Annotated in this window: 6 protein-coding genes; 2 read left to right on the forward strand and 4 right to left on the reverse strand. The window is 63.4% G+C overall.

The features are described from left to right. The first annotated feature begins 220 nt into the window (after positions 1-220). Complete coding sequence (locus ESB00_RS00315) at positions 221-2,662, forward strand: alpha-amylase family glycosyl hydrolase (protein ID WP_164975961.1); 2,442 nt, start codon at positions 221-223, stop codon at positions 2,660-2,662. Between the two features lie 39 nt (positions 2,663-2,701). Here the strand turns inward: ESB00_RS00315 and ESB00_RS00320 are convergent, their stop codons facing one another. Next, complete coding sequence (locus ESB00_RS00320; protein ID WP_129045742.1) at positions 2,702-5,044, reverse strand: tetratricopeptide repeat protein; 2,343 nt, start codon at positions 5,042-5,044, stop codon at positions 2,702-2,704. A gap of 108 nt (positions 5,045-5,152) precedes the next feature. On the opposite strand from ESB00_RS00320, the gene ESB00_RS00325 reads away from it, so the two are divergent. Beyond that, positions 5,153-6,781, forward strand: coding sequence for a peptide ABC transporter substrate-binding protein (locus tag ESB00_RS00325; protein ID WP_129045743.1), 1,629 nt, complete (start codon positions 5,153-5,155; stop codon positions 6,779-6,781). 624 nt (positions 6,782-7,405) lie between these two features. Here ESB00_RS00325 and ESB00_RS00330 read toward each other — a convergent pair. From ESB00_RS00330 to ESB00_RS00340, 3 genes are read right to left on the reverse strand one after another with little or no spacing between them, the layout of a single operon-like run. Next, positions 7,406-9,133, reverse strand: coding sequence for a TniQ family protein (locus tag ESB00_RS00330; protein ID WP_129045744.1), 1,728 nt, complete (start codon positions 9,131-9,133; stop codon positions 7,406-7,408). After that, on the reverse strand, positions 9,130-10,557 hold the full coding sequence (locus tag ESB00_RS00335; protein WP_129045745.1) for an ATP-binding protein: 1,428 nt from the start codon (positions 10,555-10,557) through the stop codon (positions 9,130-9,132). Before ESB00_RS00335 ends, ESB00_RS00330 begins: the two co-directional genes overlap by 4 nt. Beyond that, a complete protein-coding gene (locus tag ESB00_RS00340) occupies positions 10,554-12,800 on the reverse strand; it encodes a hypothetical protein (protein ID WP_129045746.1) in 2,247 nt (748 codons plus the stop codon). The genes ESB00_RS00335 and ESB00_RS00340 overlap by 4 nt, the downstream gene beginning before the upstream one ends.

Genomic DNA, 12,800 nt, shown 5'->3' on the forward strand with positions numbered 1-12,800 from the left:
AAGTCTTAGGTTGGAACTGCCGCCTTGGACCAACTTGCGGTGGAACCGGGAGGACAAACCAGGAGTATCCCAGAGCGAAGTCGGCTTGGACCGCCGTCATCGGGGTGAGGATTTTTCCCGACTCTGGGAGCCGATCCCTAAGATTTATCCGGGTGTCGCAAGACTTCTCCTAGGCGCGTCATTTGACGGGTGGAAGCAGGGCGACAGGCTGTTTCGTATCATGATTACCCCACGTTTTCTGCGGCGGCTGTCCCTGCCCCTGCTGTTGGTCTCAACGGCATTGGCGGACGCTCCCGCGGGTGGTTTCGCCGTCGTGCCGCGTTTCACCCACCCGGGAGCCGGCCAGACTTTCTACTTCGTGCTGACCGACCGGTTCGCCAATGGACGGACCGATAACGATACCGGTGGTTACTCGGGCGGGCCAGAGGCCCATGGTTTTGATCCGACGAAAATCTCGCACTACCACGGCGGCGACTTCGCCGGGCTGACGGCGAAGCTGGACTACCTGAAGGGCCTCGGCATCACGGCCGTCTGGCTGACGCCGCCGCTCAAGAACAAGCCCATGCAGCAGGGCACCGCCGGTTATCATGGCTACTGGATCACGGATTTCACGCAGATGGATCCGCACCTCGGCACCAACGACGAATTTCGCGAACTCGTCCGCCAGGCGCATGCGCGCGGCATGAAGGTGTTCATGGACATCATCACCAACCACACCGCCGACGTCATCCAATACACCGGTGGTGTGCATGACTACGTGTCGAAAAAGACCGCGCCCTACCGCGACGCGCAGGGCCGGGCCTTCGACGAAATGGCCGTGGCCTTCAACGGCGTGAACGACCCGTCGGCGTTTCCGGCGCTCTCCGTGGAAACCAGTTTTGCCTACAGGCCCGAGGTGCCGGAGGCCGAGAAAGCCGTCAAGGTCCCCGCCTGGCTGAACGACGTCACCTACTACCACAACCGCGGCAACACGACCTTCGTGGGCGAGAACTCCGTCCACGGCGACTTCGTGGGCCTCGACGATCTCTTCACCGAGCATCCGCGCGTCGTGCAGGGCATGACGGAGATTTTCTCCACCTGGCTCGAAACGGGCGTGGACGGCTATCGCATCGACACGATGCGGCACGTGAACAACGCCTTCTGGCAGGGGTTTCTCCCGGCGATCAGCGCCCGTGCCCGCGAACTCGGCCGGCCGGACTTCCTGCACTTTGGCGAAGTCTACAACGACGCCGGCGACCCGAGCGTGCTCAGCGAGTTCTCGACCGGCGGCATGCCCGCCGACACCACGCTCGACTTTGGCTTCTTCTTGGCGGCGCGAAAATTCGTGTCGCAGGCCGGCTCCGGGGCCGCGCTGGCGGACTTTTTCCTCCGCGACGACTACTACACCGACCACGACAGCAACGTTCACTCGACCACGACCTTCCTCGGCAACCACGACGCCGGCCGCTTCGCCTATTTCCTCCAGCAGGACAACCCCGGCGCCTCGCCGGCGCTGCTCGCCGACCTGGCGAAGCTCGGCCACGGCCTCCTGCTGCTCGCGCGCGGCCAGCCCGTGATCTACTACGGTGACGAGCAGGGCATGATCGGCCGCGGAGGCAACGACATGCAGGCCCGAGAGAGCATGTTCGCCGCGCAGGCGCCGGATTTCAACACGGCGGCGCTGCTCGCCACCACCCGCCGCGGCGCGGACGACAAGTTCGACGCGGCCCACCCCTTCTACCGCCTGATCGCCGAGCTCTCTGCCCTGCGCGCTGGGCATCCGGCCCTGCGCACCGGCGCCATGTTGCCGCGTCCGACGACCCAGCAGGATGCATTCGCCTTCTCCCGGATCGACCGGCGCGAACGCGTGGAATACCTCGCCGTGTTCAACAACTCGCGCACGCAAAGCCTCACGCTCGCCGTGCCCACCAGCCAAAAACCGGGCGCCAAACTGGCGCCGCTCTACGCCTCCCACCCGCAGGCGTCCGCCCAATCCGCGGTGGACGGCGAGGGCCGGATGACGGTGTCGCTGCCGCCCCTACAATTCGGCGTCTGGCGTGCCGTTACTCCGCTCGCCAAAACTTCACCCGTTGCCATCCAGCTGGTGAACCCGGCCCCCGGGGCCGCCCTCAAGTTCACCAAGCGCGAGATCGATGGGCTGGTTTTCCCGTCCCGGGTAGAAATCCGTGCCGACGTAGCGGGCGGCGACGGCTTCGGCGAAGTCACCTTCACCCTCGAACGTGCCTCGCGCCCCGGGCAGATCGAATACCTCGGCACCGACGATGCCGCGCCGTATCGGGTCTTCTGGCGACCGCCGCCTGACCTGACGCCCGGCGAAAAACTCACGCTCACGGCCACCCATCATGACCTGCGCGGAGTTAGCAACCGCACGGAGGTGACGGATGTCGTCTTTGCCTCGACGGAAGTTCCCCTGGGCATTGTCGGCGCGAAAGTGCCGGTCATCACCCGTCAACCCGGGAGAATTGGAAATGTCTTGTCCGTGGAAGCCGAAGGCTCCGGGCCGCTGGAATACCAGTGGCTGTGTGACGGCGAAGAAATGTCGGGCGCAACCCAGGTCACTTTCACCCTGATGTCTCCACCCAAGGCCAAGGCTTCCTACCGGGTGCTGGTGCGCAATCGCGCCGGCACCACCCTGAGTGCGCCTGTTGACGTCGGGCCTTGATAACATGGTGGGCAGCGCGCTACCCACCGAGCAGTTGGACTACGGCTTATCTCCTTCGTGACTTATCCTGTGGATGAGTTCCCGGATAGTGGGCGCGGCCTCCGGGTCCTCTAGCTGCGCTATGCGCCAAGCGGTGGCCAGTTGGTCGAGAGCCTCGGCGCGGCGTTGCTGGCCGTAAAGCAGGTTGGCCAGACGCAGGTGCGTGGGAAGCGGCACGGGGCCGCTGCGAATCGCTGCGCCCAGGGCTTGGACCGTTTCGGCCACTTGCCCGCGCGCCTCGTGGATCTGCGCGGCGCGGAGATGGTTCGCCTGATTGTTTGGCTGAAAACCGGCATGCGTCAGGGAAAGTTCTTCCGCCTCCTTGGTCCGGCCCTGCACCGCGAGCAGGGATAACAGAGCCTCCAACGCCGCCTCGTTGGCCGGATCGTTGGTGAGCACCGCCCGGTAATCCGCTTCCGCCACGGGCAGGTCGCCGGCTTGCTGGGCCAAGCGACCCCGGAAGAATCGCAAGGGCAGGGAACCGGGGGTTCGCGTCAGCGCCTCCTCAAACCAGTGCCGCCCGTCGACCAACCGCTTGGTGCGGATGTAGAAATCGGCGATCGCCGGCGTGAGCTTGGCTAAATCGCGGGGTGAGCAACCGGCCGCGGTGGCGAGTAGAAGCTTTTCCGCTTCCTCAAACCGACCGAGTCGCGACAGCTTAATCGCCTCGTCCGCCGCGAGGGCGAAATTCGCGGGCTGCAGGGTCCGCGCCCGTTGCACCTCAGCGAGCGCACCTGCGAGATCCCCGGCATCGTCCGCCACCTCGACTGCCAGTTTGGCGAGGTCAGGATTGGTTGGATCTGCCGCGCTGGCTGCCCGGAGAGTTTCGCGCGCGCGCCCGAGCGCCGAAGGATCACGACGCCCGGCTCCGGCCGCCGCGATCTCCCGGGCGGTGCGGGTCTGGTCCTCCGCGTAGGTGAGCTGGTTGGGAAACGGTGGCTCGCGGGTGATCAACGCCGTGCGTTGCAACAGGCCGAAGCTCTCGACCGGGGTGTAGCCGATGGCTGCGGCCGTCTGCGCCGAATCGAGCCAGGGTCCGCGCGCGGACGACCCACTCCCGAGCGCTTGTTCCGCTCCCTCGGCCATCAGGCGTGCAATGCGATAGTTGCCCTCCCTGCCGGGATGGACGTGCTCGAGCATGTGCTCGCGGCCGGTGATTTCGCCCTCGGAAGCGGGATCGGAGCCCAACGCCAGGGCGGCGTCCTGCAGAACCAAGCCTGTCTCCCGGGCCACACTGCGGGCGATTTCGTTGAGTCGTGGCGCCGGCCGGAACCGCAGGGCGTCCCACTGCTGCGCTTCGAGCAGATGCAGACGGGCGCGCTCCATGTTGCGCTGCCCCAGAGCGAGCGAGCCGATCATGAAGTGCGTATCCGCATACTGCGGATCCAGCCGCAGGGCCGTGTGCAGGAATTTCTGCGCCGAATCGTTGTCTTCCAGCCGCCAAGCGAGCTTGCCGGCGGCAAAAGCCGCCTGCCATTCCGTCAGTTCGGCGGCCGTCAGATCGGGCCGGTGGAGGGAGAGAAAAGGCGGACAATCCTTCAGATTGGAGACCACGGTGCAGAGCACGGTCTTCGCACCGGCATCCTTCGACACGCGCACGATGTCGCGCAGGTTGGCCTCGAAGTTGGCGTAGGTGGTCTCCAGCCGCGGATCATCGCCACGCACGGCGTGATCCAGAAACATGCCCATGCCGCCCCACTCGCGCGTCGGCTGACGGGCACCCGCGAAGCGCGCAGCCACGGCACCGAGCCACTGACCGGTGCGCGTGGACTTGGCCCAGGCGCTGGCGCGGATCAGCCAGAGTGGCGGCATGGCCGAAAGGTAGGCGCTGCCCGGTCCGTAGGGGCCGACAACCTCGTTGTTTCCCATATAAACCACGAACAGGTCCGGCGAGAGCCGCGCGGCATCGCGCGCGATCTGATAGACGACGTGCGAGTTGATCGCGACGACGCCCGTGTTGATGACCTCGATGTCTTTGTCGGGATAGCGCGCGCGCAGGAGCGCGCGCAATTGGGGCACAAAGCCAAATGCCGGCACGGGGATGCCCTGGGCCGCAGATTCGCCGAGAACGACAATGCGCACGGTGCCGGCGGGCTTCTGCACCGCCACGCGCTGGTTGATCGGCCGCAGGTCGAAGCTGGCCGGCAGGAAAAGTGACGTGTAGGCGGGGTTGCTGCGCACGAAACCCGGCTGCTCGTCGGGGATGAAGAACGCCGTGTCGCGCCCGTAACCGGTGAGCCGAAGCCCCCCCTCCAGCGCGAGGAAAAACCCCAGCGGCGCGCCCAGCGCGAGAATCGCACGAAACAACCAAAGCCGGAAAGATGGGGGGTGGGCAGCGCTCACGGGTTGACTCCTCACCCTTCTTGGCTGCCCTGCGTGGAGTCAACCGCACACGCACCGCCTGCGCCGTCGGCTTCCGCCGACCGAGCGCAGGATGATCTTAAATCCACGATGAAATCCTCGCTGCCCCGTCCCTGCCGTCTCCTCTTGGCCTTGCTGCCAGCCCTGTGGCTCGCGTTCACCGGCTGCAGCAAGCGCGAGACCCCCGTCGAACTGGCCAACCAAGCCGGCATCATGATCGTGGGCAACGGGGCCGAGCCCGCCACCCTTGATCCGCAGATCGTCACCGGCATCCCGGAACGCAACATCGTGTGCACGCTCTTCGAGGGTCTGACCCGCAGCGATCCCACGACATTGGAAGCGCAGCCGGGGGCGGCGGAGCGCTGGGAGATCTCCGCCGACGGCCTGCTCTACACGTTTCATCTGCGGCCCGGAATGAAGTGGTCCGACGGCGTGCCGCTCACCGCCCGGGATTTCTACGCTTCCTTTCGGCGGCTGCTGTCGCCGGGCTTGGCTTCCGACAACACGGATCAGCTCTATCCCGTGGTGAATGCCGAAGACTATCACAAGGGCCGGCTGCAGGATTTCTCCGCGGTCGGTTTCCGGGTGATTGACGACCTCACGCTGGAAATCCGCCTGGCGCATCCGGCGCCCTATCTCCTGAAGACCATGGCGGCGCGTTCCTGGTTTCCTGTGCCGCTGCATGTGATCGAGAAGCATGGCGACCCCCTGCTGTCCAACAACCGCTGGTCGCAGCCCGGCACGCTGGTTGGCAACGGCCCGTTCGTGATCAAGGACTGGAAGGCCGACAGCCACCTGGAGGTGGCGCGCAGCCCGACCTATTGGAACCGCGAAGCCGTCAAGCTGAACGGCGTGCGCTTCCTGCCGATTGAGAATTTCACCGGTGAGGAGGCGGCCTTTCGCTCCGGCCAGCTGCACAAGACCAACCGCGTGCCGCTGGCCAAGATCGCGGTCTACCGGCGCGAGGCCCCGGAGAAGCTCAAGATCCATCCCTACTCGGGAGTCTATTACTTCAATTTCAACGTGAACCGTCCGCCCTTCACCGACGTGCGGGTGCGCCGTGCCCTGGCGATGGCGGTGGACCGCGAGCAGCTCGTGGCCAACGTCACGCGGGCCGATGAAATCCCGGCCTATCATTTCACGCTCGAGGGCATCGACGGTTACGTCAGCGAGGCGCGCACGAAGCTGGATTTCGACGAGGCGCGCCGTCTGCTCGCCGAAGCCGGCTATCCCGGCGGCAAGGGGCTGGAACCCATCACGCTGATCTACAACACGGCCGAGAACCACCGCCTCATCGCCGAGACCATCCAGCAGGTGTGGAAGCGCGAACTCGGCATCGACCTCCGCCTCGAGAACATGGAGTGGAAGGTTTACTTGGACAACATGCAGAACGAAAACTACCAGCTCTGCCGGGCCGGATTGATCATGGAGCCCTACGACGCCTCGCAGTTCCTGCGGGTTTTCACCTCCGACTCGGGCTTCAACCGCACCGGCTGGTCTGATCCGGAATATGACCGACTCTACAAGCAGCTCGTGCACACGGCCGACCGGGCCAAGCGCCTGGAACTGATGCAACGCATGGAAAAGATCCTGACCGACGCCATGCCCATCCTCCCCGTGTATTACTACACGAACCAATACCTGATGGACCCGAGCGTGCGCGGCTGGTCGAACAACCTGCTCGCGCTCGGGCCGTTTGAGCAGGTGTGGCTGGAGTAGGGAAGCGGGTCCGGTGTCCCGCAGGACTGTTGGTCCTGCCTCCGTTTCCAAAATACTCCGGAGGCTGCCGGTGTTCAGCAAAAAGGCGCGGCTTGGGGCCGCGCCTTGGGAAGTGAAGTCGCCTGCAAGCAGGCTCCTGTGTTTTCGGATAATAGAAAACGTCACCGCTCCCCGAGGGAGGGGTTCGTAACATGGAGAATTTAGTAGCTCCTAAATCTGGATAATCGAAACGTCACCGACGGACAATTCAGTCGTTACATCGTGCCGCCATCGCCGCTGCCAACCCAAATATCGTTTCACTTCTTCGGCATTTGCGTCGCAATTCGCACCGTGACACCAGGTTATGGGCTCAAGCGCCCTGAAGTATCGTTTCATCTGCGCGGCGCAATAAAGGGAACGCCGACGCTAACGAAACGGTGTCCACGGGCCGCACCACTTTTCCCCAGTTTGCACGAAAGGCCCGTCGGTTTCCGTCAGCAACCGGTCATGGGGATTGCCGATATGTTCGATTGCCCGGCTGGGGTGACGCACATAGCTGCGTTACCTGTAGCCGGAGCAAACCGAGGCCCTCGTGGCTGCGATTGCGCTTCTCGTCGAATACCAGTAGCGGACTTGGACCTACGCTCAACCCGTGGCGCGCTCGACGGCGTCTGGATCAGCCACCGGTCCCGTCGCCACCGCCAGGCCATATAACGGGTGTTCCGCACTGCCTGGGCACTGCCAGCGCGAGCCCACGAGCACATATCCCATGGCGCGCAGGATTACCGGATCTCGGCAGTCCCGCGCAACGGCCGCCCGCTCACGCACACGAAAAGGTGGCAGGTCGGAATGGAGCTGGCGAACTACCTTGATGCGCCGGAGGGTGAACTCTTCCGTCGTTTCCGTTTGCCGTCGCATCTCCTGTGCAAGGCGGGGCATTTTCTTATACATGCTGACGCCCATCGACGCCCCGAAGGGCAGGAACGAGATGAACGACGCGGAGCAAACCCGCCGGAACGGGCGGGCCGCCCTGATGCGCGAGGCAAAGTGAGGAAGCTTGCCGATGTATTCCTCTTCACGCGCCCGCCAATCAACCACATCACCCCGGCGGCGTTTCTGGGAACTGAGACGCTTACGAACCCAAGCGTAGTCGTTTCTTCCGAGCCACCTCACTGCGGTATGCCAACAGGTCGATGTCACACGTGACCTGCCACGGCATACTGTCTTGCGATGGCGTGTTCGCGTGATTCGGAATGACTTCACCCTCCCTGCATTCGGCAACCGCGGGATCGGCAGCCCCTCCTTGGTCGCCAAGCCGAGCAGCCGGACGATTCCGATGCCGAGATCGACCTTAAGAGCATTCATCGACCAGGCCCGATCAAACCACCGCTGCCGCAACCGTGCCCGGAGCTTGGCTTCGGTCCGTTGTGAATCGACCCGGGGGCGAACATCGAGGGCATCGAGCCGCGTGTGAATGTCGGCGATGGAAAGATCCAGAAATCGCATCACCAGCAGGTGCATGCGAAACGAACGATGATTGGCCTTGTTCTTCACCGTCTGGGCGGGCCAGGCCGAGGCGTCATCGGGGTCGAACAGCAGGTGCCGCTGGGCCCACTCGTGCTCGCTGCGCTGGGCAAAGAACTGGTGAAGGAATTCGGTCCGGCGCAGTTGGCCACCCTGCAACAGACCTCGACGGTCGAGTTGCTCGTGGTAGAGCAGCCGCAGTCGATCTGGGTCGATCGGTCGTGGATGATTGCGCAACATCCACTGCACGTCCCGCGAATAAATCACATCTATACCATCCGGAGGCCGCGCCCTGCGAACGCTGACCGCGTCATCGGCGAAAGGGTAGTCAAACTTCCAGAACTGGCCGGGCACGAACTGCGACACCTCCAGCGGCTCCCCGTGAATTTGGCAGCAGACGACGCCTGGCACCTGATGACTCCGCCGCCACCAGGTGTGGCCGACCCGGCGCAAGTCCCGGTCGCGGCACTTAGCGCAAAAGTAGAGGTGCCGAAGTCCGTCCTGTGCCGGGTCGCGATGCCACTTGAGGAGATTCATCGCCACCGCCCGGTTACCCCGCATGGCCACCTTGACTCGCTCGGCGTGTTCAGCGGGCATGAGAAAGGCCGCAATTGGAAACATGGTGTGGTGCTGAATGAGGTCTTCGGCAGTCAGACCGACCCGCGTCCCGATTGACTTCGCTAGGGCCTCGATACCGCATGGGAAATCAAACGGCATGATCAGCCGGGGGTTCCCGAACAGGTGCTGGGCGAATTGGGCTCGGCTGGGCCCAATTAGGCCCCCGTAAATTCGCGCCAGCAGGCTAAATAGTGGCTCGTCCTCGTGGGGACCCTCGATATACGAGATCATGCGGGATGGGCCACGACCCCCAAGGCCTCCAGTGCGGCCAGCTTGTCGTCGGCCTTGGCCGCCTTCTTCATCTTCCCGGCCATAGTTTCGGCAACGCCTGCAGAAATAGTGATGGGGGACGATGGCGGTGGCTCTAAGCCCGCAATCGGTTCGGCGCCGACTCGTTCGGTCTCAACGCTCGCTATGGCGTTGAACGCCTCGTTCATCGTCTTCGCCACAGTCGCGATGTCCTTTGCCTCGGGCGCCTTCCCCTTCAGCTCAACCAGGCGGTCCTGCACGGTGTAGAAGAGGAGCTTGGACGTTTCCCTCAGAACGTCGGCCGTAAGGCGCTCCTTCTTGCGCCCGAACAGCCGCATCTGGGACAGCATAAATAGCTTCACGGCCAGGTCTGGAATGCCGCCGGATAGATCCAGCACCACTGCCGAGAGGCTCGCCAGGGGGTCCATCTCCGCGACGTATTGGTAACGCGCCATCTGCCTGAAGAACGCATCCCACACCTGACCCTCTACAAACGGGGTGTAGGGGGGAATCGGGCTTAGGAAGCGGCGCGATGCTGCCAGATTCTCCTTCAATAGCCCGGCGGTGGCCGGCGTCCCTATCACCACCACGGCCACCCCGATGCAGTTCATCATCCGGACAAAGTAGTTCAATGCCCGGCGGGCGCCGTCGTGGGCGGACTGAATCAACTGGAACTCGTCCACCACGAACAGCCCCACGTTGTATTCCTGGCAGAGCTGAAAATAGAGGCTCTGGATGCGGTTGCCGTTGGCCCGGTCCACGCCCCAATCGCGCGCCAAGGGGATGCTCAGGGTTTGCTCCGCTTGGTCGAATATCTCTCGGCCGAAGGACTTCAGAGAACCGTCCTGGAACAAATTGAGCTTGAGGCAGGGTATCTGTGTGAACGCCACGCGCTCCCCATCGACGAGATAAGCGTGTTCGGCCACTGGCACGAAGTCCTGGACCGAGAAACCTACCGAAAGGGTCTTGCCCGTCCCCGGCGGACCGCTCACGACCGCGCCCAACGGAATGAACTCATAGCGTTTGGGGAGTTGCCGACCATCCTTGAGCTCCTTCCTGTCGCGCATCCACTGCCGTCTATACCCCGGATCAAGCGGATTCCGACGCCTGTAGCTCTGCCGAATGAGTAGATCGACCTCTTTGACGGCCGCCATGTGCGCAATCCCCGGGAGAAAGAACTCGCGCAAGGCGAAGGCCGCGTGTGGGCGAAGGTGGGCGGGGAGCTCGCGATCGGATGGATCATAGGCCGGCTTCACAGTCAGGAGCTTGCTGATCTGTTCCTTCGAGCGAATGGGCCCCAGTGCCCCAATGAGGGGATTGCCACGATAGGCGACCAGCGGATCATCCAGATTCAGGTATTCCGCCGGCGTGTCGATGGGCTGCACCTTCCTGCCTGCGATGCTCATGACGCATCCTCCATCAGCCCGGCAATCTCAGCCTCATCCTGCGCCTGTAGCTCTGCGGGTGACACCGGGGGTTGCCCGCCGCTTGGCACCGCTATGCCTTGAGCCGCGATCAGGTGCTTCTGGTCGGCCAGAGTGGCCTTCCGATCGGATTTGTCACGACGACGCGCCGCAACCGAGCCGCGCGCGGCCTCCGTCTTGGCCATGGCATTCTCGATGATCTGCTGCTGCTCGCGCTCGTGGGCAATGTCGCGCACCTCGTTTTCGGACTCGTAAACGGCCATCGCCACCGCGCTGACCGCCTGGTGCCCCTCGTATTCTGCCACACTCCAGGTCGCATACATCTGGGAGCGTGTGACCAACTGCATCTTCACCAAATCGTCCCCGTCATGAAGGTAGAAGAAGGAGTAGCTCGCCGGGTGATAGCTTACGTCAACCCGCCAGCGCCCATGCTCCCCGGCCTTCGCGCACCAATCATTGAATTTCGGCAGGGCCCCGGGGATCGGCTCATACAACATCTCCCCGTATTCCACCCCGTCGCGGGTCAGCCACGCCTTGTCGGTCGGCAAGCACCACCGCATGAGCGATTCCCACGGCCAGGTTTTGCGACGGCCGCCCCGGCCCTGAAGCCCCCAGTCCCACAGATTGCGCCGCGATGGCACGAGACCGTCAGCGATCATCTCCGCCGAGCGCGGGTAGTCGCGCATAATTCTGCGGTTGGTCTGCAGAATCCATGAAATGATAATCCGGACGCTCTCGACGTAATCCAGGCAAGCGAGCGCCACCGGGCTCTCGTCGCCACGTTCCTTGTGCCCGTCGGTGTGCCCGGGAACACTTTCCGCCTTTCTTTTAACCGCCGCATTATACCCTTCGACGAGCCCCTTCAGGTCGGGCCGGTAGGGGGGCACGATCGTGAGTCCGCGAATGACGCCCTTTTTGACCAGAGCACCATGCTTGTAGTTTGCGGCGGCGCCGTCCGCTGCCAAGCGGGTTGGCAGGCATGCCGACACCCACTCATCTGGGCCGATCACCAGGCCATAACGCGCGCATAATTGAACCTTGTCCTCAGCCGCAGCCAATAATGCCAAGCTCACGGCATCGTAGCTCTCGTTGCCAAGATGCAGGTAGAAACCCACGATCATGTGGCTGAAGGCATCCACAACCAGGTAAAGCTGCGCCTTCTTTTCGAGAGGCAACCGAGTCACCTGATGGACCAGGTGCCAATCGAGCGGCGTAGCATCGACTAAGAAGACCGCCCCAGACCCGCCTACTTTCGCTGCGGTTCTCTGACGCCTGCGACGCAACCAAAGCTCGAACTTCCGCTCGCCATACAGTTTCCGCAGGAGCGTCTCGAACTCGTCGTCGAGTTCCGCCCAATAGCGGAACTGTTTGTATGAAGGATAGGTGCCCGGCTGGAACCGGGCCAACTCTTCATCTGACGGCACGCCATTGGAGCAATCGAGATCGAGGAACATGTCTCCAACCGTGCGCTTCCAAGCTCGCCGCCAGTTGCCCGCCGTGGAGCCTGCGAAGAAATACTTCCGGGACCCGGCGAGGATCTTCTTCACGTCCATCTCCAGAACGACATACGCCTTCCTCCCGTCCAGCCGCGGGCGCCCGGCGGGCTTTCTCGGCACGCCGGCTTCGGTGGCCATGGTCACCCGCGTCCCCAAGCCGATGCCCTTGAGGCGACGAAACCACCTGCCGGCTAATGCCTGCGTTGACATGCCCCCTTGCAGATACCGGATGAAGATGCGGAACAGGTGGGCGGGACTGACCTTTTTCTCCAGCGCTCTCCCGCGGATAACCGGCCAGCGCAATTTGGCTATGAGCGCCTCGGTGTCCATGTCGATCAAGGGCCGGATCAGATCGCTGTTCTTCTCCATCCGGGCGATCTGTGCCGACGAAAGTTTGCCGTCGGGAATGCGCATGACTTGGAGCGGCTCCATATCGGTCCGCACCCAGCCGCCGGATGCGATGAACTCGGCCGCTTGCTCCACCGGGTAGAAGCACTCGCGAGCGCGAGGGTCCTCCGTCGAGATGACAATAACGTGTTCGTTCATTACAGCGAGCACCCGCAGGTAGAATCGCTTGGGCATTCTGATCCGCTGCTTGTTCGCCCCGCGATAGGCATGGCGGATTCTGTCCTCGAGGATTTGGACGGCCTCGGGGCGCAACTCCCGATATACCTGCCCTTCAAAGAAGGAGGGGGAGACACGGGCGGGCGTGAGAGGAAGGGTATTCAT

Origin of the sequence: Oleiharenicola lentus (genome assembly GCF_004118375.1) — a bacterium.
Lineage (GTDB): Bacteria > Verrucomicrobiota > Verrucomicrobiia > Opitutales > Opitutaceae > Lacunisphaera > Lacunisphaera lenta.